General features: G+C 73.2%; 28 protein-coding genes. 12 read left to right on the forward strand and 16 right to left on the reverse strand.

Annotation, left to right across the window (positions count from 1 at the left end; genetic code table 11):
* Positions 1–22 precede the first annotated feature (22 nt).
* A complete protein-coding gene (locus ACYVP9_RS00795; protein WP_460602782.1) occupies positions 23–1,042 on the reverse strand; it encodes an SGNH/GDSL hydrolase family protein in 1,020 nt (339 codons plus the stop codon).
* A 48-nt stretch (positions 1,043–1,090) separates the two neighbouring features.
* Here ACYVP9_RS00795 and ACYVP9_RS00800 point away from each other — a divergent pair, with 48 nt between their 5' ends.
* From ACYVP9_RS00800 to ACYVP9_RS00810, 3 genes are all read left to right on the forward strand, one after another.
* Positions 1,091–2,455 (forward strand): cystathionine beta-synthase, encoded by a 1,365-nt coding sequence (locus ACYVP9_RS00800; RefSeq protein WP_460602783.1) that lies wholly within the window; start codon positions 1,091–1,093, stop codon positions 2,453–2,455.
* The gene (locus ACYVP9_RS00805) at positions 2,452–3,594 is read left to right on the forward strand and encodes a cystathionine gamma-synthase (protein ID WP_460602784.1); all 1,143 of its coding nucleotides are present in this window, start codon (positions 2,452–2,454) and stop codon (positions 3,592–3,594) included. Before ACYVP9_RS00800 ends, ACYVP9_RS00805 begins: the two co-directional genes overlap by 4 nt.
* Positions 3,595–3,664: 70 nt before the next feature.
* Positions 3,665–4,492, forward strand: a complete 828-nt coding sequence (locus tag ACYVP9_RS00810; protein ID WP_460602785.1) for an SDR family oxidoreductase — start codon at positions 3,665–3,667, stop codon at positions 4,490–4,492.
* On the opposite strand, the gene ACYVP9_RS00815 is transcribed toward ACYVP9_RS00810, so the two are convergent.
* Genes ACYVP9_RS00815 through ACYVP9_RS00825 form a run of 3 tightly spaced genes read right to left on the reverse strand, consistent with a single transcriptional unit; the run spans position 4,480 to position 6,935 of the window.
* Entirely contained in the window at positions 4,480–5,073 is a 594-nt protein-coding gene (locus tag ACYVP9_RS00815) for a GNAT family N-acetyltransferase (RefSeq protein WP_460602786.1), read from the reverse strand. The two genes, ACYVP9_RS00810 and ACYVP9_RS00815, sit on opposite strands and share 13 nt — an antisense overlap.
* Before the next feature lie 9 nt (positions 5,074–5,082).
* Positions 5,083–5,385: a DUF6752 domain-containing protein gene (locus ACYVP9_RS00820; RefSeq protein WP_460602787.1), complete on the reverse strand. Its 303-nt coding sequence runs from the start codon at positions 5,383–5,385 to the stop codon at positions 5,083–5,085.
* Positions 5,373–6,935 (reverse strand): methyltransferase domain-containing protein, encoded by a 1,563-nt coding sequence (locus ACYVP9_RS00825; protein ID WP_460602788.1) that lies wholly within the window; start codon positions 6,933–6,935, stop codon positions 5,373–5,375. Before ACYVP9_RS00825 ends, ACYVP9_RS00820 begins: the two co-directional genes overlap by 13 nt.
* A gap of 49 nt (positions 6,936–6,984) precedes the next feature.
* Between ACYVP9_RS00825 and ACYVP9_RS00830 the strand changes: the two genes are divergently transcribed.
* The 6 genes from ACYVP9_RS00830 to ACYVP9_RS00855 all read left to right on the forward strand — a co-directional run bounded on the left by ACYVP9_RS00830 (position 6,985) and on the right by ACYVP9_RS00855 (position 14,217).
* On the forward strand, positions 6,985–8,157 hold the full coding sequence (locus tag ACYVP9_RS00830; RefSeq protein WP_460602789.1) for an acetoin utilization protein AcuC: 1,173 nt from the start codon (positions 6,985–6,987) through the stop codon (positions 8,155–8,157).
* On the forward strand, positions 8,141–10,615 hold the full coding sequence (locus ACYVP9_RS00835; protein WP_460602790.1) for a bifunctional acetate--CoA ligase family protein/GNAT family N-acetyltransferase: 2,475 nt from the start codon (positions 8,141–8,143) through the stop codon (positions 10,613–10,615). The genes ACYVP9_RS00830 and ACYVP9_RS00835 overlap by 17 nt, the downstream gene beginning before the upstream one ends.
* A gap of 9 nt (positions 10,616–10,624) precedes the next feature.
* Positions 10,625–11,053 carry a cupin domain-containing protein gene (locus ACYVP9_RS00840; RefSeq protein WP_460602791.1) on the forward strand — a complete coding sequence of 143 codons (429 nt, stop codon included), beginning with the start codon at positions 10,625–10,627 and terminating at the stop codon, positions 11,051–11,053.
* Positions 11,053–12,072 (forward strand): zinc-dependent alcohol dehydrogenase family protein, encoded by a 1,020-nt coding sequence (locus tag ACYVP9_RS00845; RefSeq protein ID WP_460602792.1) that lies wholly within the window; start codon positions 11,053–11,055, stop codon positions 12,070–12,072. Before ACYVP9_RS00840 ends, ACYVP9_RS00845 begins: the two co-directional genes overlap by 1 nt.
* A 38-nt stretch (positions 12,073–12,110) precedes the next feature.
* Entirely contained in the window at positions 12,111–13,592 is a 1,482-nt protein-coding gene (locus ACYVP9_RS00850) for a glucoamylase family protein (RefSeq protein WP_460602793.1), read from the forward strand.
* 130 nt (positions 13,593–13,722) lie between these two features.
* Positions 13,723–14,217: an FBP domain-containing protein gene (locus ACYVP9_RS00855; protein ID WP_460602794.1), complete on the forward strand. Its 495-nt coding sequence runs from the start codon at positions 13,723–13,725 to the stop codon at positions 14,215–14,217.
* A gap of 6 nt (positions 14,218–14,223) precedes the next feature.
* Here ACYVP9_RS00855 and ACYVP9_RS00860 read toward each other — a convergent pair whose 3' ends face one another.
* From ACYVP9_RS00860 to ACYVP9_RS00895, 8 genes are read right to left on the reverse strand one after another with little or no spacing between them, the layout of a single operon-like run.
* Complete coding sequence (locus ACYVP9_RS00860; RefSeq protein ID WP_460602795.1) at positions 14,224–14,877, reverse strand: DsbA family oxidoreductase; 654 nt, start codon at positions 14,875–14,877, stop codon at positions 14,224–14,226.
* 13 nt (positions 14,878–14,890) lie between these two features.
* Entirely contained in the window at positions 14,891–15,727 is an 837-nt protein-coding gene (locus ACYVP9_RS00865) for a hypothetical protein (protein ID WP_460602796.1), read from the reverse strand.
* Entirely contained in the window at positions 15,724–16,197 is a 474-nt protein-coding gene (locus tag ACYVP9_RS00870; RefSeq protein ID WP_460602797.1) for a SigE family RNA polymerase sigma factor, read from the reverse strand. Before ACYVP9_RS00870 ends, ACYVP9_RS00865 begins: the two co-directional genes overlap by 4 nt.
* A 23-nt stretch (positions 16,198–16,220) precedes the next feature.
* Positions 16,221–16,676, reverse strand: a complete 456-nt coding sequence (locus tag ACYVP9_RS00875; RefSeq protein WP_460602798.1) for a GNAT family N-acetyltransferase — start codon at positions 16,674–16,676, stop codon at positions 16,221–16,223.
* Positions 16,676–17,134 carry a hypothetical protein gene (locus ACYVP9_RS00880; protein ID WP_460602799.1) on the reverse strand — a complete coding sequence of 153 codons (459 nt, stop codon included), beginning with the start codon at positions 17,132–17,134 and terminating at the stop codon, positions 16,676–16,678. The genes ACYVP9_RS00875 and ACYVP9_RS00880 overlap by 1 nt, the downstream gene beginning before the upstream one ends.
* Positions 17,135–17,143: 9 nt before the next feature.
* Positions 17,144–17,524, reverse strand: a complete 381-nt coding sequence (locus tag ACYVP9_RS00885) for an SET domain-containing protein (protein ID WP_460602800.1) — start codon at positions 17,522–17,524, stop codon at positions 17,144–17,146.
* Positions 17,521–19,476: a vWA domain-containing protein gene (locus ACYVP9_RS00890; RefSeq protein WP_460602801.1), complete on the reverse strand. Its 1,956-nt coding sequence runs from the start codon at positions 19,474–19,476 to the stop codon at positions 17,521–17,523. The genes ACYVP9_RS00885 and ACYVP9_RS00890 overlap by 4 nt, the downstream gene beginning before the upstream one ends.
* A gap of 40 nt (positions 19,477–19,516) precedes the next feature.
* Positions 19,517–19,846, reverse strand: coding sequence for a DUF2256 domain-containing protein (locus ACYVP9_RS00895; protein WP_460602802.1), 330 nt, complete (start codon positions 19,844–19,846; stop codon positions 19,517–19,519).
* Between the two features lie 46 nt (positions 19,847–19,892).
* Here ACYVP9_RS00895 and ACYVP9_RS00900 point away from each other — a divergent pair, with 46 nt between their 5' ends.
* Positions 19,893–20,501: an SGNH/GDSL hydrolase family protein gene (locus tag ACYVP9_RS00900; RefSeq protein ID WP_460602803.1), complete on the forward strand. Its 609-nt coding sequence runs from the start codon at positions 19,893–19,895 to the stop codon at positions 20,499–20,501.
* A 103-nt stretch (positions 20,502–20,604) separates the two neighbouring features.
* Here ACYVP9_RS00900 and ACYVP9_RS00905 read toward each other — a convergent pair whose 3' ends face one another.
* Together ACYVP9_RS00905 and ACYVP9_RS00910 are read right to left on the reverse strand one after the other, a co-directional pair.
* On the reverse strand, positions 20,605–21,390 hold the full coding sequence (locus tag ACYVP9_RS00905) for an LLM class F420-dependent oxidoreductase (RefSeq protein ID WP_460602804.1): 786 nt from the start codon (positions 21,388–21,390) through the stop codon (positions 20,605–20,607).
* A 13-nt stretch (positions 21,391–21,403) separates the two neighbouring features.
* On the reverse strand, positions 21,404–21,979 hold the full coding sequence (locus ACYVP9_RS00910) for a TetR/AcrR family transcriptional regulator (RefSeq protein WP_460602805.1): 576 nt from the start codon (positions 21,977–21,979) through the stop codon (positions 21,404–21,406).
* Positions 21,980–22,036: 57 nt separating this feature from the next.
* Here ACYVP9_RS00910 and ACYVP9_RS00915 point away from each other — a divergent pair, with 57 nt between their 5' ends.
* Positions 22,037–22,990, forward strand: a complete 954-nt coding sequence (locus tag ACYVP9_RS00915; RefSeq protein ID WP_460602806.1) for a DMT family transporter — start codon at positions 22,037–22,039, stop codon at positions 22,988–22,990.
* Here ACYVP9_RS00915 and ACYVP9_RS00920 read toward each other — a convergent pair.
* The gene (locus ACYVP9_RS00920) at positions 22,978–24,429 is read right to left on the reverse strand and encodes a sigma 54-interacting transcriptional regulator (RefSeq protein ID WP_460602807.1); all 1,452 of its coding nucleotides are present in this window, start codon (positions 24,427–24,429) and stop codon (positions 22,978–22,980) included. The two genes, ACYVP9_RS00915 and ACYVP9_RS00920, sit on opposite strands and share 13 nt — an antisense overlap.
* 19 nt (positions 24,430–24,448) lie before the next feature.
* Here ACYVP9_RS00920 and ACYVP9_RS00925 point away from each other — a divergent pair, with 19 nt between their 5' ends.
* Entirely contained in the window at positions 24,449–24,916 is a 468-nt protein-coding gene (locus ACYVP9_RS00925) for an Lrp/AsnC family transcriptional regulator (protein WP_460602808.1), read from the forward strand.
* Position 24,917: 1 nt separating this feature from the next.
* Here ACYVP9_RS00925 and greA read toward each other — a convergent pair whose 3' ends face one another.
* Positions 24,918–25,415, reverse strand: coding sequence for a transcription elongation factor GreA (gene greA / locus ACYVP9_RS00930; protein ID WP_460602809.1), 498 nt, complete (start codon positions 25,413–25,415; stop codon positions 24,918–24,920).
* Between the last annotated feature and the right edge of the window lie 112 nt (positions 25,416–25,527).

Here is a 25,527-nt window from a genome sequence, read left to right on the forward strand (position 1 = left end):
CCTCCGATCGTGCCACCGCGCGTCAGTCGAGCGGGACGGCGGCGTCCGGGGTCACAGGGGGCCGGCGGCGCCGCGGCAGCCGTCGTCGCAGCCGCACCAGCGGGCCGTTGCGGTTCTCGCTGCGGCCGAACCGTTCGGCGGCGACGACCTCGGTGCCCGGATGGGCGGCCGCCTGCGCGGCGGCGCGGGCCACCGGCTTGACCCGCCGGGTGGTGAAGGTGCTGGCCGAGCGGGCGCGCGTCCGCAGTCCCAGGGCGTCGAGGCACGACGGCAGCACCGCGTTGGCCGCCTCGGCGTACCCCGCGGCGGACGGGTGGAAGCGGTCGGCGCTGAACAGCTCGAGCCGGGAGGCGAACAGCGGCCCGAGCAGGTCACCCAGCGACACCGTCCGCCCGCCGGCGCGCACGACGGCGACGGTCTGCTCGCGCGCCATCCTGCGTGACAGCCGCCGGGCGTAGGCCCGCAGCGGCTGCGAGAGCGGACGGATCGTGCCCAGGTCGGGACACGTGCCGACGACCACGTCGGCGCCCCGGTCGACGAGCGTGGCGACGGTCTGCTCGAGGAAGGGGACGGCCTCAGCAGGCGCGCGCCGCGCGGTCACGTCGTTGGCGCCGATCATGATGATCGCGATCTCGGGACGGCGGCTGCCGAGCGCCTCGAGCTGAGCGGGCAGCTCGTGCGACTCCGCGCCCACCACGGCCACGTTCGTCACGTGCACCGGGCGGCGTGCCGCCTCGGAGATGCCGATCGCGATCTGGGCGGCCGGCGTCTCCCGGTCGTGCTCGACGCCGTAGCCGGCGGCGGTCGAGTCGCCCAGCACCGCGATGCGGATGGGGGTGCGGTGCGGGCTGACCCCGGCCGCCGCCCAGGTGGTGTCGTCCGAGACCGGGGGCGCGTCCGTCGCCTGCGGGATGCGCCGGCGGGCCAGCTTCGTCTCGGCGTACATGAGTCCGGCGAGCGCACCGGTGCCCGTGGCACCCACTGCGCCCACGATGCCCCCGCCCACGAGTGCCACCCTGCGGGCCGTCTTCACTCGGCTCACGAGCGACAGGCTATCCAGCCCGGCCACCGGGGCCGATAGCGTGGCGGCATGCGCTACAGCGACTCGCTCGTGGAGCTGATCGGCAACACCCCGCTGGTCCGCCTGCGACACACCGTGCCCGACGGCCCGCTCGTCCTCGCGAAGGTCGAGTACCTCAACCCCGGAGGGTCGGTGAAGGACCGCATCGCGGTCCGCATGATCGACGCCGCCGAGGAGTCGGGCGAGCTCAAGCCCGGGGGCACGATCGTCGAGCCGACCTCGGGCAACACCGGCATCGGGCTGGCCATCGTCGCGCAGGAGCGCGGTTACAAGTGCATCTTCATCTGCCCCGACAAGGTCAGCCAGGACAAGATCGACACCTTGCGCGCCTACGGCGCCGAGGTCGTCGTGTGCCCGACCGCCGTCGAGCCGGCCGACCCTCGCTCGTACTACTCCGTCTCCGACCGGCTGGCCCGCGAGACCGAGGGCGGATGGAAGCCGAACCAGTACGCCAACCCCAACAACCCGCGCTCGCACTACGAGACCACGGGCCCGGAGATCTGGGAGCAGACCGACGGCCGCATCACCCACTTCGTCGCGGGCGTCGGCACCGGCGGCACGATCAGCGGCACCGGCCGGTACCTCAAGGAGGTGTCGGACGGGCGCGTGCAGATCATCGGCGCCGACCCCGAGGGCTCGGTGTACTCCGGCGGCACCGGCCGTCCGTACCTGGTCGAGGGCGTGGGCGAGGACTTCTGGCCCGACACCTACGACCGCACGATCTGCGATCGCATCGTCGCCGTCAGCGACGCCGACTCGTTCGCGATGACGCGGCGCCTCGCCCGTGAGGAGGGCCTGCTCGTCGGTGGCTCGTGCGGCATGGCCACGGTGGCCGCGGCGGTCGTCGCGCGGGACGCCGGCCCGGACGACGTGATCGTCGTGCTGCTGCCCGACGGCGGCCGCGGCTACATGTCGAAGATCTTCAACGACAAGTGGCTGTCCGACTACGGGTTCAGTGCCGCCCCCGGCGTCGGGACGATCGGCGAGGTGCTGCGCGCGAAGTCGGGCGAGACGCCGTCCCTGGTGCACGGCCACCCGAACGAGACCGTCCGCGACGCGATCGACATCCTGCGCGAGTACGGCGTCTCGCAGATGCCGATCGTCAAGGCGGAGCCGCCGGTGACGGCGGGCGAGGTCGTCGGCTCGGTGTCCGAACGCGCGCTGCTCGACGCGCTGTTCGCCGGGTCCGCGTCGCTCGCCGACGCCGTCGAACCCCACATGTCGCCGCCGCTGCCGATCATCGGTTCGGGCGAGACCGTCCACAAGGCGGTCGAGGCGCTCGGCGGCGCCGACGCCCTGCTCGTGCACGTCGACGGCAAGCCCGCCGGCGTCATCACCCGGCAGGACCTGCTCGGCCACCTGGCGGGTGAATGACCGTGTCGGGTTTCAACACCAAGGCGATCCACGACGGGCAGGAGCCCGACCCGCGCACGGGTGCGGTCGTCGTCCCCATCTACGCCACCTCGACGTACAAGCAGGACGGCGTCGGCGGGCTGCGCGAAGGCTACGAGTACAGCCGCAGCGCCAACCCGACCCGCACCGCGCTCGAGGCGTCGCTCGCGGCGATAGAGAACGGCGCGCGGGGTCTCGCGTTCGCGAGCGGACTGGCGGCCGAGGACGCGCTGCTGCGGACGGTGTGCCGTCCGGGTGATCACGTCATCCTGCCGAACGACGCCTACGGCGGCACCTACCGGCTGATTGCGCGAGTCTGCGCGAATTGGGGTCTCGAGTTCACGCCGGTGCCGTTGGGGGACCTGGACGCGGTGCGGGCGGCCGTCCGTCCGACGACGAAGGTCGTCTGGTGCGAGACGCCCACCAACCCGCTGCTCGGCATCGCCGACATCGCCGGGCTGGCCGGGGTGGCGCACGAGGCGGGAGCGCTGCTCGTCGTCGACAACACGTTCGCCTCTCCCTACCTGCAGCAGCCCATCGCGCACGGTGCCGACGTCGTCGTGCACTCGATGACCAAGTACCTCGGCGGCCACTCCGACGTCGTCGGCGGTGCGCTGATCGCCGCCGACGCCGAGGTGGGCGAGCAGCTCGCCTTCCACCAGAACGCCATGGGTGCCGTCTCGGGTCCCTTCGACGCGTGGCTCGTGCTGCGTGGAATCAAGACCCTCGGCGTGCGCATGGACCGGCACTGCGCCAACGCCGCGCAGGTCGTCGACTTCCTCTCCGGCCACCCCGGCGTGGCGCAGGTGCTCTACCCGGGCCTGCCCGAGCACCCCGGTCACGAGATCGCGGCGAAGCAGATGTCGCAGTTCGGCGGCATGGTGTCGTTCCGGTTGCGCGGTGGCGAGGAGGCCGCGCTCAAGGTGTGCGGGCTCGTCGAGGTCTTCACCCTCGGCGAGTCGCTCGGCGGCGTCGAGTCGCTCATCGAGCACCCGGGCCGCATGACGCACGCCAGCGTCGCCGGCTCGCCGCTCGAGGTGCCGTCGGACCTCGTGCGGCTGTCCGTCGGCATCGAGGACGCCCCCGACCTCGTCGCCGATCTCGCCGCCGCGCTGGCCTGACGGCTATTCCCCGTCCGCCGGTCTGGTTTCTCACCGCACCAGGGCCGGCCGGACGGGGTAGTACGGAGGCATGGCATCCAAGACCTGGTTCATCACCGGCGCGTCCCGCGGCTTCGGTCGGGAGTGGGCGATCGCCGCCCTCGAGCGGGGTGACTCCGTCGCCGCCACCGCCCGGGACACGTCCACCCTCGACGACCTGACCGAGCGGTACGGCGACCGCTTCCTTCCGCTGCAGCTCGACGTCACCGACCGCGACGCCGACTTCGCGGCCGTGAAGCAGGCGCACGAGCGCTTCGGCCGGCTCGACGTCGTCGTGAACAACGCGGGGTACGGCCACTTCGGTCTCGTCGAGGAGCTGAGCGAGGACGACGTCCGCAGCCAGCTCGAGACCAACTTCTTCGGTGCCCTCTGGGTGACCCAGGCGGCGCTGCCGTTCCTGCGCGAGCAGGGCAGCGGCCACATCCTGCAGGTGTCGAGCATCGGTGGCATCTCGGCGTTCCCGCTCGTCGGTGCCTATCACGCCTCGAAGTGGGCGCTGGAGGGCCTGAGCCAGTCGCTCGCGCAGGAGGTCGCCGACTTCGGCGTCCACGTGACCCTCATCGAGCCGGGCGGCTTCGACACCGACTGGTCCGGTTCGTCCGCCAAGCACTCGCAGCAGCTCGAGGCGTACGCCGAGTTCCGCGAGAAGGCCATGGAGCAGCGGCGGCAGCGGGTCGCGACCCCGGGCGATCCCAAGGCCAGCGCGGCCGCGCTGATGAAGGTGGTCGACGCCGAGAACCCGCCGCTGCGGGTGTTCTTCGGTGAGGCGCCGCTCGGCATCGCCACCAAGGACTACGAGTCGCGGCTGGCCACGTGGAACGAGTGGCAGCCCGTCGCCCTCGAGGCTCAGGGTTCCTGACGCAGTGCCGGACGGTGGGCCGCCCACTCGTGATCGAGGATCGCGAAGTGCAGCTCGGTGGCCCACTCGCCCTTGAACCACTCGTGATCGACGAGCCGCGCCTCCTCGCGCATGCCTAGGCGCCGCAGCACCGCCGCCGAGGCGGTGTTGCGCTCGTCGATCCGGGCGACCATGCGGTGCAGGCCGAGGCCGTCCGCGGCGAAGCCGTAGTCGAGCAGTGCCGCGCACGCCTCCGTCACGTACCCCCGGCCCTGGAAGTCGGGGTGCAGCACGTACCCGATCTCGCCGCGGGCGTGTTCGCGGCTGTGCCACACCAGGATGATGTCGCCCATCAGCCGGTCGTCCTGCCGCCGGACGATGCCCAGCGTGATCAGCTGCCCGACGACGTCGATGCGCGAGCGGATCGCCGGGTCGGCGAGCACCTCGGCGACCTTCTCGCGGGTTCTCGGCGAGTACGGCACGAAGCGGCAGACGTCCTCGCGCGACTGGTACGCGTGTACGGCGTCGACGTCGGTCACGGGGTCGAGGGGGCGCAGCAGCAGGCGGTCGGTGACGACGGGGTACTCGGGTGCGTGCGACACCCGTGCAGGCTAGAACGAGGTGCGCGCGTACTCGGCGAGCTTGCGCTGCAACCGCTCCTCGTCGCGGTCGGCCAAGGGCACCAGCACCTCGGCGACGACGTCGGTGAGCTCGGCGACCCGCTGGTGCAGCGCGCGGATCTCCTGGAACTCGGCGTGCACCCGCGACAGCGCCCGCACCTCGTGGACGACGCGGCGGACGCGTGCGCGCGCGACCAGCGCCCGTCCGCGCAGGCCGTGCGCGACCACGACGGCGCGGTCGGGGAGGGCGGCCCGCGTGGTCGCGGCCGGACGGGTCTCGATCAGCGTTGCCATGTGGCCACCATCCTGCAGACGTAGGGATCCTCGTCCCCGAACGGGGCGAGGCCGTGCGCTTGTTCGACGTGCTCGACGCGGCCGCCGGTGCCGGTGATCTCGTTGCCGACCTGGTCGGCGTCGAGCGGGCGGCGGAAGTGGTGCCCGAAGGCGTAGGCGCCGCCCGAGGGCGCGGCGACGCGGAATTCGAGGTAGAGCCGGCCGCGCCGGCGCAGGCTCATGCCGGCGAGCCGGAACAGGTTGGCCCGTCCCTGGTCGTTCAGGGCGTGCAGCAGGAACCGTGCGTAGAGCGCGAGCGGACGGTCCTCCCGTCCGAGCAGTGCTCCGGTCGTGAGCACCTGCCGGGCGTCGTAGAGGTTGAGCGTGGCGAACCTCGGCCGGTCGGCGGCGGCCAGGCCGCTGCGTCTCGCCGCTGCGGTCGCGACGTTCACGGCGCTGGGCACGTAGTCGTACCCGCGCACCGCACGGCCGCGGGACGCGAACCACACGGCGTCGCGACCGGTGCCGCACCCGATGTCGACGAGCAGGCTGCCGTCCGGTTCGTGCAGGTCGACGGCGCGGGCGAACAGCGACGGCTCCTCCGGCACGTTCCTGCGCTTCGCGCTGCCGTAGAAGGGCAGCCAGTGGTTGCGGTTCGCGACGCTGCTGCGCGTCCAGCCCTGCAACCGGCGCGCGGTCAGGCGCGGCACCTCGAAGGTGAACGACGGGTCGGGCACCGGCCAGCCGGCGCCGTACGTCGCCTCGAGCAACGTCTCCGGACGTGCCGGCGCGGGCAGCGTCCGTCCCTCGAGCTCGATCGTGCCGAGCGGGAGGATGCCGACCTGCGCGGCGGGCGCGGCGACGTTCGGCATCAGGTAGAACGTGCCTCCGGTGACGAACCCGCCGAAGACGTCGATCCAGCGGGCGGCGGTGGTGAGCCCGGGTGCCAGCACCTTGAAGTCCAGGCCCGAGAACCGCCAGGTGCGCCAGCCGGCGCGGCGGAAGGTGCGTTCGAGCCCGTAGGACTCGCGGATGGCGTCGGTCGGGGTCGTGTGCCGGCTGAGGTAGCCGAGATCCAGGTCGATGTCGTGGCCGATCAACCGGCCCTCGCGCACGGCGCCGAGCAGGCCGCCGAAGGCGAGGAACGCGTCGACCCCGCTCTCGTGGCGCAGCAGCGTCAGGGCCCGCTCGGCGGCGTCGAGCAGGCCGGCGACGATGGCGGGGTCGCGCTCGTCGAACGAGCGGCCGAGGTGCCCGGTCTTGTTCACCGCCAGCGGGTGGCCCGCCTTGTCGCGCACCCGGACGGGCTTCGTCGACGAGCCGAAGCGCACCTCGTTCTCGAACAGCGGGGTGCCGCTGACGTGCTCGCGGGCGCTGACGCGGGCGATGCCGTCGAGGTGCGGACGCAGGGGTGCCGGCCAGGGGACGTGCCACAGCCCGGCGACCCGGCGGGCGTCGCGGCGCGGGTTGAACGACCACACGCGCTCGCCGTCGATGAGCACGTCGACGGCGAGGTCGTCGTTGCGGACCAGCCCGACCCCGTCCGCGTCAGCGCTATCTCTACTGAGCATGTAGGCAAACTACCAATGATCGGCCGGGTGCACGCAGTACGGTCGGGGCGTGGAGTGTCGAGCGGGTGCCATCTGGGACGAGCGCTACCTGGCGTACGACTTCGGCGACCACCCCATGAACCCCGTCCGCCTGGACCTGACGGTCCGGTTGGCGCGCGAGCTGGGGGTCCTCGAACGGCTCGCGGTGACCGCGCCCGAGCCTGCGGACGAGAAGCACCTGCTCACCGTCCACGACGCCGCGTATCTCGAGGCGGTGCGCGAGGCCAGCGAGAATCCGTCCTTCACCGGTTTCGGGCTCGGCACCGACGACGACCCGGTGTTCGCGGGGATGTACGACGCGTCGGCCCTCATCGCGGGCGGGTCGCGCCAGGCGGCGCTGTCGGTGTGGCGCGGCGACGTCGAGCACGCCGTGAACATCGCCGGGGGGTTGCACCACGCGATGCGCGGGCACGCGTCCGGGTTCTGCATCTTCAACGACGCCGTGCTCGCGATCCGCACGCTGCTCGACGAGGGCGCCGGGCGCGTCGCGTACGTCGACATCGACGTGCACCACGGCGACGGCGTGCAGGCGGCTTTCTACGACGACCCGCGCGTGCTCACGATCAGCCTGCACCAGGACCCGCGCACGCTGTTCCCCGGCACCGGCCTGCCGAGCGAGCTGGGCGAGGGCGACGCCGCGGGCACGGCCGTCAACGTCGCGCTGCCGCCGGGCACCTCGGACGCCGGCTGGCTGCGCGCCTTCGACGCGGTCGTCCCCGGCGCGGTGCGGGCCTTCCGTCCGGACGTGCTCGTCTCACAGTGCGGCTGCGACACCCACCACGAGGACCCACTGGCCAACCTGCAGCTCACCGTCGACGGCCAGCGGGCCGCGATCGCGCGCATGCACCGGCTCGCGCACGAGCTCGCCGGCGGACGCTGGCTGGCGCTCGGCGGCGGGGGGTACGGCGTGCTGCGCTGCGTGCCGCGCACCTGGACGCACCTGCTGGCCGAGGCCACCGGCGCGGCCGTCGCCGCCGACACCGCGGTGCCGCCGGGGTGGACGCGGCACCTGCGCGAACGCGGCGTCCGCGCCGACCTGCCCGAACGGATGGGCGAGAAGCCGTTGCCCGAGGTGACGCCCTGGGCGCCCGGCGGCGAGGGATGGCTCGACGGTGCCATCGGCGCGACCCGGCGCGCGGTCTTCCCGCTGCTCGGACTGGACCCCGATGACCCCCGCGACTGACCTGCCCGAGCCGCCGGCCCACTGGCAGGCGGACGTCGTGGTCGCCGACGGCGGCACCGTGCACCTGCGCCCGATCGTGCCGTCGGACGCCGAGGCGCTGGTCGCGTTCCACGGCGGGTTGTCGCAGCGCACCCGTTACCTGCGCTACTTCTCGGCCTATCCGCGCATCCCGGAGCGCGACCTGCAGCGGTTCGTCACCGTCGATCACCACGACCGGGTCGCGTTCGTCGCCGAGCTCGGCGGCGAGATCATCGCGGTCGGCCGCTACGAGCGACACGCGGGCACCGACGACGCCGAGGTCGCGTTCGTGGTCGCCGACGCCCACCAGGGCCGCGGCATCGGTTCGGTGCTGCTCGAACACCTCGCCGCGGCCGGACGCGAGGTGGGGTTGCGGCGGTTCCAGGCCGTGGTGCTCGCCGAGAACACGAACATGATCCGGGTGTTCCGCGAGGCGGGGTACGAGACGACCCGCCACATCGAGTACGGCGAGGTGACGCTCGAGTTCGCGATCGACGAGACCGAGACGACCGAACGGGTCATGCGCGAACGCGAGCAGCGAGCCGAGTCGCGCTCGATAGACCGGCTGGTGCGGCCCCGGTCGGTCGCCGTGGTCGGGGCGAGCAACGACGAGGGCAAGCTCGGCCACGCCGTCTTCCGCAACCTGCTGCGCGGCAACCCGGACGCGCCGCTGTACCCCGTCAACCCCGACGCCCGTCACGTCCACGGCGTGCCCGCGTACCCGTCCGTGCTCGACGTGCCCGGCGAGCTCGACCTGGTGGTCGTCGCCGTGCCCGCTCCGGCCGTGCCCGGCATCGTGCAGCAGTGCACCGGACGGGGGGTGCGCGGTCTGGTGGTCATCTCCGGCGGCTTCGGCGAGCGCGGCGCCGACGACGACGTGCGCGACGCCGGCCGCGCCGCGCAGCGGGAGCTCGTCAACGCCGCTCGCGCCAACGGCATGCGGGTGGTGGGGCCGAACTGCCTCGGCATCATCAACACCGACCCCGGCGTGCGGCTGAACGCGTCCCTGGCGCCCCTCGCCCCCGAGCCGGGACGCGTCGGCTTCTTCTCGCAGTCGGGCGCGCTGGGCGTGACGATCCTCGGAGAAGCCGCGCGGCGCGGGCTCGGCGTCTCGACGTTCGTGTCCGCGGGCAACCGCGCCGACGTCTCCGGCAACGACCTGCTGCAGTACTGGGAGAGCGACGAGCGGACGGACGTCGTGCTCGTCTACCTGGAGAGCTTCGGCAACCCGCGCAAGTTCGCCCGGTTGGCCCGGCGCCTCGGCCGGGTCAAACCGATCATCGCGGTGAAGAGCGGCACGGCGACCGCGCCGGTCGAGGGCCTGGCGCAGACGTCCGTCGAGGTTCCTGAGGCCGGCACCCGCGCGCTGTTCGAGGCGTCGGGGGTGATCCGGGTCGAGACGGTCAGCGGCATGTTCGACATCGCGGTGCTGCTGGCGACCCAGCCGCTGCCCGAGGGCGACCGGGTCGCCGTCGTGGGCAACTCCACCGCCATCGGGGTGCTCGTCGCGAACGCGTGCGCCGCCGAGGGGTTGCGACTGACCCGCCTCGAGGACACCGGCGTCGAGGCCGGCGTCGAGGCCTTCGCGACGGCTTTGCAGGCAGCGGTCGACGACCCCGAGGTCGACGCGGTCACGGTGGTGTTCGTCCCCCCGCTGCTGCGCGGCATCGAGGACGACGTCGCCGCGGCCGTGCGGGCCGTCGCGGCGACGTCCGACAAGCCGATCCTGGGCACGTTCCTCGGCTACGAGGGCGTGCCCGACGCGCTGCGCGCCGACGGCGAGGGCGCGCCGCCGCGCGGCTCGGTGCCGTCGTACCCGTCGCCGGAGCGGGCGGTGCGCGCCCTCGCCCGCGCGACCCGGTACGCCGCCTGGCGGGCGGCGCCCACCGGCACGTTGCCGACGCTCACGGACGTCGACCTCGACGCGGCGCGCGCGCTCGTGCGCTCGGTGCTCGACGACACCGCCGGCGGACGGGAACTCGGCCCGGACGAGGCGGCGCAGCTGCTCGGCGCCCTCGGTGTCGTCATCTCGCTCGAACAACCCGTCGACACCGTGCAGGTCGAGCTCGCGGTGTTCGACGAGCGGTCGTTCGGCGCGCTGGTGTCCTTCGGCATCGGCGGGGTCGCCACCGAACTACTGGGCGACACCGCGTACGCCGCCGTGCCGCTCACCGAGCTGGACGCCGCGCGGCTGATCACCACGCCGCGGGCGGCGCCGCTGCTCACCGGCTACCGGGGCAGCCAGCCCTGCGACACCGCCGCTCTCGCCGACCTCGCGCTGCGGCTGTCGGTGCTGGGTGACGCCCTGCCCGACCTCGCCGAGTGCCGGTTGACGGTGCTGGCGACGCCCGTCGGGGCTCACGTGACGTCCGTGACGGCGCGGGTCGCCCCCGCCACCGCGCGCGCCGACACCGGTCCGCGCCGGTTGCGCGGCCTCTAGGGAGAGACGATGACCGACGCGTTCCACCGCCGCCTGCACCACGTGGCGCCGTCCGGCCTCGTGGGCGACACCGCGCAGACCAGCGGCATGCAGCGGCTCGAGGCCATCAGCGGGGCGACCGTCGGGTCGCAGGCGCTGTGGATGGGCGAGACGCACGTGCCCGCCGACACCAACTCCGGCAACCACCATCACGGACACTCCGAGACCGCGATCTACGTCGTCAGCGGACATCCCGTGTTCGTGTTCCTCGACGAGGCCACGGGGCAGGAGCGCCGTGTCGAGACGTCCCCCGGTGACTACGTGTTCGTGCCGCCGTGGGTGCCGCACCGCGAGGAGAACCCCGACCCGGCCGACGAGGCCGTCGTGGTCATCGCGCGCACCACCCAGGAGGCGATCGTCGTCAACCTCGACGACCTGCGCTGGGTGGGTCCGGCCTGATGCGGGCGCTCGTCGTCGACGCGTTCGGCGAGGCGCCGTCGGTGCGCGACGTGCCCGAGCCCGACTGTCCTGCGGACGGCATGGTGCTGCGGGTGCGGGCCACCGGCCTGTGCCGCAGTGACTGGCACGGCTGGGCCGGTCACGACCCCGACATCGTGCTGCCCCATGTGCCCGGCCACGAGTACGCCGGCGAGGTCGTGGCCGTCGGCCCGGACGTCCGCCGGGTGGGGGTCGGCGACCGCGTCACCGTGCCGTTCGTGTGCGCCTGCGGCACCTGCCCGACGTGCGCCCGTGGCGCCGGTCAGGTCTGCGAACGCCAGCAGCAACCGGGCTTCTCGCGGTGGGGATCGTTCGCCGAGTACGTCGCGGTGCCGTGGGCGGACGTCAACGCCGTGGCGCTGCCCGACGAGCTGTCGTTCGCGACCGCGGCCGCGCTCGGCTGCCGGTTCGCGACGTCGTACCGCGCTCTCGTCGCCCACGGCCGCGTCGCGGCGGGTGACCGCGTCGCGGTGCTCGGTTGCGGGGGAGTGGGGCTGTCGGCCGTCATGATCGCCGCCTCGCGCGGCGCGCACGTCGTCGCCGTCGACCTCTCGGACGACGCGCTGGCGCTCGCCCGCGCCTTCGGCGCCGCGTCGGTCACGACCGATGTCGCCTCGATCGTCCACCTGACGGACGGCGGGGCGGACGTCACCGTCGACGCGCTCGGGTCGGCGGCCCTGGTCCGGGCGGGCATCGCGGCGTTGCGGCCCCGCGGGCGGCACGTGCAGGTCGGTCTGCTGGTCGGTGACGACGCGTCCCCGGCGGTGCCGATGAGCACCGTGATCGCGAAGGAGCTCGAGATCCTCGGCAGCCACGGCATGGCCGCCGCCGACTACCCGGCCATGCTCGCCGACGTCGCCGCCGGACGGGTCGAGCCGCAGCGGCTCGTCACGTCGACAGTGGGGCTCGACGACCTGACGGGGCTGCTGCCGGGCATGAGCGCCGCGTCACCCGTCGGCATCGTGGTGGCCGAGCCCTGACGGTTGACTTCGTCCCGCCGTGGGCGTTGTGTCGGGGAATGCGACGCCTCGTGGTGGTGCTCTCCGTCCTGCTGCTGACTGCGGGGCTCGTCACGCCCGCGTCCGCCGCGCCGCCGCGGTCCGACCGTGCCCTGCTGCAGCAGATCGCCCGGGACACGTGGCGGTTCTTCGAGGCGGACGTCGACCCGCGTACCCACCTGCCGCTGGACAACCTCGGCCCCGGCGGCGTGCGTGGCGAGTACACGTCGGCGGCGAACATCGGCGTCTACCTCTGGGCCGTCGTCGCGGCGCGGGACCTGAATGTCATCTCAACCCGGCAGGCCGAGCAACGCGTCACCCAAATTTTGCGCACAGTCGCGCGAATCAAGCGCAGCCACGGGTTCCTGTACCAGTGGTACGACACGTCCACCGGTGACGTCATCAGCAAGCAGGACGGCGTCGACTGCGCGACGCAGACCGCGCCCGCGCAGAACAACTGCTTCTTCCTCTCGGCGGTCGACAACGGCTGGTACGCGTCGGGCCTCGTCGTCGCCCGGCAGGCGCTGCGCGGCGTGGCCCCGCTCGCGACGCGGTTGCTGCGCGCCACGGACTTCTCGATCTTCTACGACGACGGGCCGCAGACCGACTGCGTCGCGAACACCGGCGGCCAGCAGTACGGCGGCTACTACGTGGGGCAGGGGCCGGCCGGCTATCACAACAGCGCGCTGTACAGCGATCCGCGCATGGCGATGTACCTGGGCATGGGCCTGCGGCAGATGCCCGGCGACGTGTGGTGGCGTTCGTGGCGCACCCAGCCGCCCGTGCGGTGCGCGGGCGACCCGTCCGACGCCGGGCAGGGACAACCGTCCCGCGGCCGGTACGTGACCGTCCGCGACCCTCGGAGCGGACAGCCGTTCCGCGTGTGGCAGGGGTACTACGTCGATCCCGACACCGGACGGCGCTTCCTGCCGACGTTCGCCGGCGGCATGTTCGAGGCGCTGATGGCGAACCTCGTCGTGCCGGAATCGACGTGGGGACGCCACAGCTTCGGTCTCGCCGACCGGCGCACCGTCGACGTCCAGCGCGCGTACGCGACGAGGCAGCTGGGCTTCCCGGTGTGGGGGCTGTCGCCGTCGTCCACGCCGGACGACACCGGCGGCTACGGCATCTACGGCGTCGGCGGGCAACGGCTGCCCGTAGGCGACCAGCTCGCCCAGTGCCCCACCTGTCCGGTCGAGACGGCGGTGACGCCGCACGCGTCGTTCCTCGCGCTCGACGCCGCGCCCCGCGCGGCGATCGCGAACATTCGGACGATGCTGGCCCGCTACCCCGGCGTGTACTCGCGTGACGGGGGGTTCTACGACGGTCTCGACCCCGTCACCGGCTCGGTCGGGCACCGCCGCCTCGTGCTCGACCAGTCGATGATCATGGCCGCGTTGGCGAACGCGCTCGACGGACGCTCGCTGCAACGCTGGTTCGCGCGCGACCCGGTGTCGTGGGCCGCGAAGGCCTACCTGCGGGCCGAACGGATGCCGCTCTGACCGGTGGAGCGAGCAAACCCCTTGCAGTGCATGCCAGGGTGGACGCCGTGACTCCCGTGGACCGTCCGATGGAAGTGGCGGGCTGAGCCCAGCCCACCTCCGTCAGGCACCACCCACCTGGAGTTCCACCATGCAGACCCTGACCCAGGCCGCCGTGCGCGCGGCCGCCGTGAACGCGACCCGCAGCGAGGTCGCGGCCATCACCGTCCCGCGCGAGTTCGGGGCCGAGCGCTTCGCCGAGCTCGACTTCTACGGTTGGCGCGATCCGCGCATAGAGCGCCGCGGCTACCTCGTCGTCGAGCGTCCGGACGGGCTCGCGACCGTGCTCGTCACGACCACCGCGACCGGAGCGGGCACCCGTCGCAAGGCCATGTGCAGCGTGTGCCGCGCCGTCGACGACGGCTCGAACGTCGCGCTGTTCGCCGCGCGCCGCACCGGCACGGCCGGACGCCGCGGCGACACCGTGGGCACCTACATCTGCGCCGGTCTCGACTGCTCGGCGCAGCTGCGGCACCCGACCCACCGGGGCGGCCGGACGATGCTCGCCGACGGGTACGCCGACGACGACGAGCGGGCCGCCGCCATGCTCGAGCGGCTCGACGGGTTCGTCCGCTCGCTCGACTGACGACGGTCAGCGCCGCCGCTCGAGGGCCTTGTCGAGCAGCTGCCCGTACACCTCGACCGACTGCGCGCCGGGTGCGGCCACGGCGCGGTCGACGACGACGAACGGCACCCCGGTGACCCCGAGCTGCCGTGCCTCGAGCTCGTCGGCCCGGACCCGGTCGGCGAACTCGTCGCCGTCCAGGACCTGCCGCAGCCGGTCCCGGTCCAGGCCCGTCCGCCCGGCCACGTCGGCGAGCGCAACGGGGTCGTAGGGGTCGAGCGTGCCCGCGAAGAACCCGTCCTGGACGGCGGAGAAGAACTCGTAACCCCGCCCGGCGGAGGTGGCGTACGCGGTCGCGCGGTGCACGTCGGACGTGTTCGCGTTGAGCCGCGCGAGGTCGTAGCGCAGCCCCTCGCCCTCGGCGAGGTCCTTGAGCTGCTGTTCCGCCTGCATCATGTGCGCGCCGTACCTGCGGGTCAGCAGGCTCCGGACGGTCTCGGGCTCCCGGGAGGCGTTCGCGTCGAGCTCGAACGCGCGCATGCGGATCGTGAAGGCCCGGGCGTCCGGCCGCTCGTCCAGGGCTGCCTGCAGCCGGTGCTTGCCGAGGTAGCACCAGGGGCAGACCAGGTCGGACCACACCTCGATGATCACCGTGGGGCTCTTCTCGCCGTCGTCCGTCACGTCCACGAGGATGTCAGCGCACCGGTGAGCCGTGTTTCTTCCCGGTCGGCTGCGGACGGGGCGCGACGCCGGTCGGCGCGCTCGTCGGGATCGCGTCGAGCACCGGCTGCAGCGACGCCGGCGGCTGCCACGCGAACCGCACCGCCGTGCCGTTGGTGACACGGGTGTCGCAGGGGTTGCCGTCGAACTCGGCGGTGACGGTGCGCAGCGCGCGGCCGTCCGAACCGACACCGAGGAACGCGTACGCCCGCCGCTCGTCGTCCTGCCCGTCGATCGGCGGGCAGCTGGGTGCTTGTTTCGAAGCCGACTCGAGCGACGCGACCAGCGCCTGGGCCTGCGCCTCGGTGAGCACGGTGCGGCCCGGGGCCGTGGTCGTGGCCGGGTCGCCGTAGCTGCACACCACGATCGACACCGGTGTGGTGGGGAACAGGTCGCCGTCCGAACCGAACTGCCCGGGACTGCCGCCGCCGGGCAGCAGCCGCTGCGGGAACGAGTCCGGACAGCGGACGTCGCCGGCGGCCGGCGCCTGGATGCCGCGGCTGGGGTTCGTGCGACCCTGGTCCGACTGTTGCGCACCGGCGGGGGCCCGGGTGGCCGGGCTGGACGCGGAGGTGCTCGGTCGGGGCGCGGCGTTCAGCTCGGGTCCCGTCCGACCCTCGTCGCCCGACACGAGCGCCGCGGTGACCCCGGCGCCCCCCGCGACGAGGACGATGGCGGCGGCGACGCTCGCGAGCCGGGTGCGGCGGCGGGAGCGTTCGGCCCGCCCGGCCGCGACGACGCGGTCGGGGTCGAGCGGTTGCCCCTCGCCCTGGTGCAGTGCTGCGCGCAGGTCGAACTCCGACGGGCTCATCCGGCCGCCACCTCCACCCGCAGCCGCGCGAGCGCCCGGGCGCAGCTGCTCTTCACGGTGCCCACCGGGATACCGAGGCTGGCGGCGGTGTCCTGCTCGGACAGGTCGCAGTAGTAGCGCAGCACCACGACGGCGCGGTCACGCGCGGGCAGGCCGGCCAGCAGCCGGCGCAGCTCGTCGCGCTGGTCGGCGACACCCGCCTCGGACGACGCCGGCAGCTCGGGCAGCTGTTCGGTGGGCCGCTCGCCCCACCACTTGCGTCGGCTCGCGTCGATGTGGGCCGTGACGAGCGCCTTGCGGGCGTAGGCGAGCGGGGCGTCGATGCGTCCCCACTTCAGGTACACCTTCGTCAGCGCGGTCTGCACGAGATCCTCCCCGCGGTGGTGGTCGCCGGTCAGCAGCCGGGCAGCATGCAGCAAGGTGGCGCCGTTCGCCTCGACGAACGCGCGGAACCCCGCCTCGTCACGCACCGGTCGCGTCCTCCCTCGTAGAACTAGGACGAGGTGGCGTCCGGCAGAGGTTCCACCGCACGCCACATGAGCACGTGGGGCAGCCCCATCGCGCCGGTGAACTCCTCGCCCTCGACCCGCCAGCCCTGTCGCTCGTAGAAGCCGACGGCGCTCGTGCGGGCCTGGCACCACAGCACCTCGACGCCCCGCCCGGCCGCGAGGCGCACGGCGGCGGCGAGCACCTGGGCACCCACGCCGGTGCCCTGCCGCGCCGGGGCGACGGCCATGCCGCGCAACTGCCAGCCGCGGCGCCCGGGCTGCCGCGCGAAGGGGCGGACGACGAGCACCGCGGCCCCGACGACCTCCCCGCCGTCGCGGGCGGCGAGGTGAACGGCGCCGGGCGGGTCCTCGAGGGTCGGGGTGTCGGGCGGCAGGCCGGGGCGCAGCACCGCCAGCCGCAGCGGACGGGTCTGGTCCGCGGTCGCCTCGACGATCTCCATCAGCTTCCCGGGCGGTACACCATCAGCACGACGATCACGAGGAACAGGATCGCGACGACGCCGCCGCCCGCAGCCACCCGTCCGGTCAGGGACACGACCGAACCCTCGCCGTCGATGGTGGTCTTCGCCTTCTCGAGCGTGGGCACGACCAGGCCGAGGACGATGCCCGCGGCGAGCGCCCACAGCAGCAGCGACAGCCAGATCCACACGTCCGAGAACTCGCCGACCTTCTCGCCCTTGCGGTACGGACTGTCGAGCGACATCAGCGCGAAACCCGCGATCACGACGAGCACGGAGACGTAGGAGTAGATGCGCAGCATGCGGGCCGACGACGCGACCGCGGCGCCGTCGCCGGTACGCACGCCCCGTCCGGCGGTGGTGGCACCGTGCACGAGCGGTCCGATGGCGAACACCGCGAGCACGAGGTGCACCGCGAGCAACAGGTGGTAGGCGGACATGCCCTGAGGCTATTGGCCCTCGATCAGTGCCCGCACCCGCGGGGCCCAGTGGCCGGCATAGCGTTGCTGCAGTTGCGGGATGCGGTGGTCGGTGCCCTCGACCACCTGCCGGCACCGGTAGGTCTCGCAGTGGCACCAGAGGACGTACCCCTCGTCGGCGATCAGCGTCGCGTAGTCGAGCGTCAGCTCGTCCCCGGCGGCGACGTCGCGGCGGGCGACGAGGGTGCGGCCGTCCGTCCACCCGAGGTTCGGGTCGCAGCTGTGGTTGAGCGGACCGAGCCCGGCCACCGACTCGACGTCGGCGTCGAAGCGGACGGCGACGTCACCGACCGCGAGGCCGTCGTCGGCGAACGTGCCCGACCCCGCGATGTCCGACCGGCGGACGGTCACGCCGAGCGGCGCTTGCCGCGACGCTGGGTCAGGTAGTCCTCGACGACGTACTCGCCGAGCGCGCCGCGCTTGGGCTGGAAGACCCGCCCGCCGTTGCGCCGGCCGAGTTCCTGCATGAACGACACCAACCGCGGGTCGTCGTCGAGCATGAACACGTTGATGGTGGCGCCGCGCCGGGTGCAGCGCTCGACCTCGGCAAGGGTCGCCGCAATGGTCTCCTGCGTCGGCGGCCACGCGAAATCGGCGAAGCCGTCGGGGGCGAGGTGCGCGGTGGGCTCGCCGTCGGTGATGACGAGGATCAGCGGCTCGGCGCCGCGGTGCTTGTCGAGGTGGCGGCGGGCGAGCATGAGTCCGTGCTGCAGGTTGGTGCCCTGCACGCGGTCCCAGTCGTGCTCGACCAGCGCGTTCGGGCTCATGACCCGCGCGTAGTCGCTGAACCCGATGATCTCGATGGCGTCCTGCGGGTACTTCGTCGTCACCAGCGAGTGCAGCGCGAGGGCGGTCGTCTTCGCCTCGCCCCACGTGCCGCGCAGCTCCATCGAGTACGACATGTCGACCAGCAGCGCGATCGCGGCGGACGAGCGCCGCTCGGTCTCGACGACCTCGAAGTCGTCGGCCTGCATGCGCACCTCGCGCTCGCCGGCCCCGGCGCTGCGCAGCACGGCGTTGCGGACGGAGCGGACGACGTCCAGCGGCTGCTCGTCGCCGAAACGCCACTCGCGACTGGCGCCGGTGATCTCGCCCGCCGCGCCCGCGTCGCGCACGTCGTGGCTGCCCCGTCCGCGCGACTCGACGACCGCGAACACGCGCCGCAGCGCGGTGCTGCCGAGCCGGCGCAGCGCGCGCGGCGACAGCCGCAGGCCGTCGCTGTTGCGCTGCAGGTAGCCCTGCTCGCGCAGCTCGCGCTCGATGCGGCGCAGCTGCGCCATGTCGTCGACGGCGGCGCGGCCCAGGGCGCGTTCGACGAGTTCCTCGTCGATGTCGTCCATGCTGGCGCCGGGGTAGTCCTGACCGAGCAGCTCCTCGAGCTGGTCGAGGTCGGCGAGCTCGGCGAGTGCACCGGTGGCGTCGGAGAGGCCCATGCCCTGCTCGCCGTCCATGCGCTGGCGTCCGCCCCACTGCAGGTCCGGACGGGCCGCCCGCAGACCCTGCTGCAGGCGCGCCATCTCGTCGGCCAGGCCGCTCTGGCCCATGGCCTGCGCCATGAGGCCGGCCAGTTCCTCACGCTGCTCGGCGGTGAGGGAGTCCATGAGCTGCTGGGCGGCGGCCGCCCGGCGGGCCAGGCTGTCGACGAGCTCGTCGAGGTTCTGCGGCTGGTCGGGGAAGAACTCGCCGTACTGCTGCATGAAGTCGTCGAACTGGTCCTGCGTGTGCTCGCCCCGCGCGTCCGCGTCGAGCATGTCGTTCAGCGACGACATCATCTGCCGGACGCGTTCCATGTCCTCGGGCGTGGCGCTCTGCATCGCCTCGCGCATGCCCGCGAACTGCTGGTCGAGCACCTCGCTGCGCAGCAGCTCCTGGATCTCGTCGTAGGTGGCGCGGGCCTCCGGCGAGCGCCACTGGTAGTCGGCCAGCTCGCGTACCGCGCGCGACGTGTCGCGCGGCAGGGTGTCGAGCTCGGCCTCGGCCATGCGGGCGGAGTCGTCGGGGATGGGGAACAGCGCGCGCTTCTCCTCCTCGACCGCGCGGTCGAGCAGTTCGCGCACCTGGTCGAGCGTGCCGTCGAGCCGGCCCGACCTGCGCAGCTGCCGGGCGCGGTCGCGGGCCTGCCGCCGCAGCGAGTCGAGCCCGTCGCGTCCGGTCGCGCCCCGGCGCAGCAGGCGGTTCAGGGCGTTGCGGGGCGACATGCCGTTGAGCACGTCGTCGCCGATCTCGTCCAGCGCCTGCCGGATGTCGTACGGCGCCTCGAGCGGGTCGGGTCCGCCGTCGTAGGCGCCATATCGGAATGCCACCCCGTCGAGCGTAATCAGCGCGGGGCGGCGTTGCGAGGACTCAGGCGCGGCGCACCTGCAGTGGCCCCCTCGCGGTGGACGGGTCGACTACCCGTCCGCGCTGCACCAGTTCGGCCTCACCCTGCGCGACGAGCCGACGGGCGGCGCGGCGCAGGGGTTCGTCCTCGTCGCCGATATCCGCGAGCGCGACGGGTCTGCGGGTCAACCGCGCCCTGATCGACCTCTCGAGCTCCCGGTCGGCGTCGGTCAGCCCGCGCGTGCGGCAGGCCTGGCTGCAGTAGCGGACCTCGTCCCAGGTGCGCTCCCACTTCTTGCGCCACTCGATCCGCCTGCCGCAGGATGCGCAGGTCTTGGACGGGTGCTCGCTCACGCCGACGTTCGTACCCGTCCCCAGGTTCGCAAGGCACCATCGAGGGGTGCTGACACTGGCGGTGCTGGGTGACTCGATCGCGTACGGGCAGGGGGCGGACCGTCCCGCGGACACCATCGGGCAACGGCTGAGCCGGGCGCTCGCCGCGGACGGCACGTTGTGCCGGGTCGAGGTGCACGCCGTTCCCGGCGCGCGCAGCGCCGCGCTGGCGGTCCAGGTTCGCGCCGCGTTGGCGTCGACCCCCGACCTGGCGCTGATCGTCATCGGTGCCAACGACATGACGCACTTCGTGCCCGTGCCGCAGGCGGCCGGGCAGCTGCAGCAGGCGGTGCGCGAGCTGCGGCGCGGCGGGGTCGAGGTGGTCGTCGTGCCCGCACCCGACCTCAGCGCGCTGCCGTTCGTGCCGGTGCAGTTCCGCCCGCTGGTGCAGGCGGCGAGCGCGGCGCTGCGGCAGGCGCAGTCGCGCCTCGCGCTCGGCGAGGGCGCGCGGGTGGCCGACGTGGAGGGACTGTCGGGCCGGTTCGCGCTCGACGTGGGGCTGTTCTCGGCCGATCGCTTCCACCCGTCGAGCCGCGGCTACGAACTGATCGCGCAGGCGGTGCTGCCCGCCGTCGTCGCCGCGGCCCGTGACGCGCAGGAGCGCGACTCGGCCTAGCCGTTCTCGGGGGCCGGGTCGCGGGGTGGGGCGGGGGTCACGGGGTCGCCGGGTTCGTCGCCGCGGCGCGGGTCTGGTGTCGACATGACCCCCGTCCTACCCATCACAGCGAGTCGCGCCAGCGCAGCCACGCCTTGAGGTTCGTCAGGTCGAAGTCGTTCTGGCCGTCGATGCCGACGGTGAACAGCGTCGCGCCGGCCTCGAGGAACGCCGCGCCGACCTCGGCGGGGTCGCCCTCGGGCGCGCCGACCGACCGCTCGATGGCGGACGGGTCGCGACCGACGTCGGCGCAGTGACCCGCGAGCACCTCCTGCTTGCGGTTGAAGGTCTCGAGGTCGCTGAACGAGTGCCAGATGTCGCCGTGCTGCGCGACCAGGCGCAGCGTCTTCTTCTCGCCGCCGCCGCCGATGAGCACGGGGATCTTGCGCGTGGGCGCGGGGTTCAGCTTCTCCCAGCGCTGCTCGATGCGCGGCAGGTCGTCGCGCAGCTGGTTCAGCCGGCCGCCGGCGGTGCCGAAGTCGTAGCCGTACTCGTCGTAGTCGCGCTGGAACCAGCCCGAACCGATGCCGAGGATCAGCCTGCCCTCGCTGATGTGGTCGACCGTGCGGGCCATGTCGGCGACGAGCTCGGGATTGCGGTAGCTGTTGCAGGTGACGAGCGCGCCGATCTCGACGCGGGACGTCTGCTCGGCCCAGGCGCCGAGCATCGTCCAGCACTCGTAGTGCTTGCCGTCGGCCTCGCCGTAGAGCGGGAAGAAGTGGTCCCAGTTGAACGCGATGTCGACGCCGAGGTCCTCGACCTCGGCGACCGCGCGGCGCAGCGCGCTGTAGTCGGCGTGCTGGGGTTGCAGCTGGACCCCGATGCGGACGGGGCGGTTCGAAGTGGTCACACCTCGAACCTAGTCACCGCGACAACAACCGACCTGCCGCGTTGCGGGCGTCGGCGATCGCCCGCCCGTCACCGCCGGCGGTGGCGGTGACCAGCGCGCCCTCGTACAACAGGTGCACGGCGCGGCCCGTGGTGTCGGCCCGCGGAACGCCCGCCTCGCCGACCAGCTCGACGAACCGTCGGCGCATCCAGTCCTTCTCGGCGCGGATGACGGGGACCGCCGGATGGTCGGTGCCGCCGACCTCGCCGTAGGTGTTGACGAACGCACAACCGCGCGCCGAACCGGCCATCCACCGCTCGACGGCGTCGAACACGCCCAGCACGCGCGTGGGGCCGCGGCGCCGGCGGGCGAGCTGCGCCTCGAGGAACTGCTGCCACGCGAGCGCGCGCCGCACCAACCACAGGGCGACCAGCGCGTCCTTCGACCCGAACCGGTCGTACAGCGTCTTCTTCGTCGTGCCCGCGGCCTCGGCGATCGCGTCGACACCCACGGCGCGCACCCCGTGCGCGAAGAACAGGTCGCCGGCCGCGACGGCGATGCGCTCGCCTGCAGGGGTCAGTGGCGGGGGAGTGGCCAGAAGGTCGGTCATCGCTGCTCCTCGGTAGGACACTGCGAGTATACCCACCGGTGTGGTTACGTCGGTGTCATGAGAGCCGATCGGACGGACGCCGCGCTCGCCGGCGTCCTCGTCGTGTGCTGGTCGTCGGGCTTCGTCGGGGCCGCGGTCGGTACCCGGGAGGCGCCGGTCGTGACGGTGCTGGTGTGGCGGACGGTCGTCTCCGCCGCGGTGCTCGTCGCGTGGGTGGCGTACCGGCGCGAGCGGGTGTCCGTGCGCGGGCTCGTGCAGCAGGCGGTCCTGGGTCTGCTCGTGCAGGTGCTCTACCTGGGCGGTGTCTTCGCCGCGGCCGGGGTCGGCGTCGCGGCGGGCACGAGCGCGCTGATCACGTGCGCGCAGCCGTTGCTCGTCGCCGCGGTGGCCGGCCGCGCGTTCGGCGAACCGGTCACCCGACGGCAGATGGTCGGCCTGGGCGTCGGTGTGGTGGGCGTGCTGGTCGTCGTCAGCGGCGACCTCGGTGCGGGCGGGGCGCCGCCCTGGGCGTTCCTGCTTCCGGTGGCGGCGCTGCTCGCGCTCACCGCGGGCACCGTGTCCGAACGACGGTGGCGCCCGGGCGTGTCCCTGCCGATGTCGCTCGCGGTGCAGTCCACGACGGCGGCCGTGGTCTTCGTCGCGGTGGCCGCCGCCCGTGGCGAGTTCGCGCCGCCGGCGTCGACGGGCTTCTGGGCGGCGACCGGCTGGCTCGTCGTGCTCGCGTCCTTCGGCGGGTACGGCGCGTACTTCGCGGTCGTGCGACGCTCCGGGCCGTCCAGGGCGAGCACGCTGTTGTACCTGACGCCGGCGGTCACGACGCTGTGGGCGTTCGCCGTGCTCGGACAGCAACCGTCCTGGTTCGCGCTGCCGGGAGGGCTGCTGTGCGGCGCGGGCGTGGCGCTCGCGCTGCGGGGTCAGCCGAGCAGGTCGGTGGTGGCGCCGCGGCCGACGACGCGCACCACGTCGCCGAACCGGCTCGAGCTGCCCGCGGCCGCCCGCTACGCGCCGTAGACCGTGCGCGAACCGTCCGAGTCCTTGGCCAGTCGGCGGTTCAGGTACAGGCCCTCCATCGCGAACTCGAGCGCGGACGCGGCGATGCCGATGGCGGCCGGCCCCTCGCCGACGCCGTCCGGCTCGAGCCGGTCGAGCAGCGCCGACAGCACCGGCACGGCCCCGAGCTGGTCGAGCAGCTCCTGCGCGCGGACGGTGTCGCCGGTGGTGACGGTGTTGCCGTCGTCGAAGCGTTCCTGCAGCGGGCGCAGGTCCAGCCCGGCCAGCCGGGACCGGAACGTCTCGACCGTCGCGCGGCGCAGCAGGTGTTCGAGCACCTCGAACTCGCGGCCCTCGTCCGCGTCGTCGAACTCGACCTTGCCGCGGGACGCGGGGACGACCGCGGGCAGGTCGCACACGCGGGCGACGGCGACCTGCTCGCCGGTCACGGCGGCGCGGCGGACGGCCGCGGCCGCGACCGTCTCGACGGCGGCGATGGCGAAGCGGGCCGAGACGCCCGAGCGCTGGTCGACCTGCGGCGCGTCACGCACGTTGCGGGCGAACCGGCCGACCACTTCGAGCAGGTGCGACGGGACCAGCGGCGCGGCGTAGTCGGTGTCGCTCCACAGCACCGCCGCCTCCTGCGCGATGAGCACGAGCTCGTCGGTCAGTTCGAGCGGGTAGTGGGTGCGCACCTCGGCGCCGAACCGGTCCTTCAGCGGCGTGATGATGCGGCCGCGGTTGGTGTAGTCCTCGGGGTTCGCGCTCGCGACGACCAGCAGGTCGAGCGGCAGCCGCAGCTGGTAGCCGCGCACCTGGATGTCGCGCTCCTCGAGCACGTTCAGCAACGCGACCTGGATGCGCTCGGCGAGGTCGGGCAGCTCGTTGACGGCGAAGATGCCGCGGTTGGTGCGGGGCACCAGGCCGTAGTGCACGGTCTCGGGGTCACCGAGGGTGCGGCCCTCGGCCACCTTGATGGGGTCGATGTCCCCGATGAGGTCGCCGACGCTGGTGTCGGGGGTGGCGAGCTTCTCGCCGAACCGTTCGCTGCGGTGCTTCCACGCGACGGGCGTCAGCTCACCGTCCTGCTCCAGCAGTGCCTGGCAGCGGTTGCAGATCGGCGCGAACGGGTGGTCGTTGATCTCGCACCCGGCCACGACGGGCGTCCATTCGTCGAGCAGGCCGATCAGCGTGCGGATGAGGCGGGTCTTGCCCTGGCCGCGCTCGCCGAGCAGCACGATGTCGTGGCCCGCGAGCAGCGCCCGCTCGACCTCGGGCAGCACGGTGTCGTCGAAGCCGACGATGCCCGGCAGGGTCGGTTCGCCGGCGGCGAGGCGGCCGATGAGGTTGCGGCGGATCTCGGTCTTGACCGAGAGCTGGACGTGGCCCGACTCGCGCAGTTCGGCGAGGGTGCTGATGGACGGTGCTGTCACCCGTCCGAAAGTACGACCCCCTGCCAAGCCGTGCCACGCTGTCGCGGTGGCGAGGGATGCGAAGGCCGTGATCGACGAGCTGGACGCCCGGCTGCTGCGGCTGCTGGCCGAAGCGCCGCGGGTGGGCGTGCTGGAGATGTCGCGGCGGCTCGGGGTGGCGCGGGCGACCGTCCAGGCCCGGCTGGACCGGCTCGTCGAGCGGGGCGTGATCGCCACGTTCGCGCCGACGATCGACCCGGTGGCGCTGGGTTTCGAGGTGACCGCCTACGCCACGCTCGAGATCAGCCAGGGTCAGGGACGGGCCGTGCTCGAGCATCTCCGGGCGATCCCGAACGTGCTCGAGGTGCACACGATCACCGGTGCCGGCGACATGCTGTGCCGGGTGGTCGCGCGCTCGAACGACGACCTGCAGGCCGTGCTCGACCGCGTCACCGAGTTCCCGGACGTCGTCCGCTCGTCGTCGGTGATCGCGCTGTCGAACCCGGTCCCGTACCGGGTGCTGCCGCTGGTGTGAGTCAGCCCTGGAAGGGCTTGGCCGTCACGAGCGTGACCTTCATCGTCCTGCCGTTGGGGGTCTCGTACTCGACGGTTGCGCCCTCGGACGCGCCGGTCAGGGCCACGCCGAGCGGCGACTGGGCGGAGTAGACGTCGACACCGGCGGTCTGCGCCTCCTCGCGCGAGCCGATGAGGAAGGTCTCCTCCTCGTCGTCGCCGTCGAAGCGGACGGTCACGAGCATGCCGGGCCCGGCGACGCCGTCGCTGACGGGCGCCTCGCCGACCTTGGCCGTGCGCAGCAGCTGCTGCAGCTGCACGATGCGCGCCTCCTGCTTGCCCTGCTCCTCGCGGGCGGCGTGGTACCCGCCGTTCTCCTTGAGGTCGCCCTCCTCGCGCCGGTCGTTGATCTCCTGAGCCATGGCCGGACGGTTCGCGATGAGTTCCTCGAGCTCCTTGGACAGCCGGTCGTAGGCGTCCTGGGTGAGGAAGGTGACGTTCGCGTCGTCGGTCGTGGACACAGTCGTCCTCCGGGGGTTCGTCGGGCCGGATCCGGGTCGCAACCCGCGGCGGAAAAGGAAAAGCGGAAGCTACGAACGTAACACCGCCGCCCCGGGAGGTGGCAGGTTTCCG

This window comes from Jatrophihabitans fulvus (assembly GCF_054781375.1).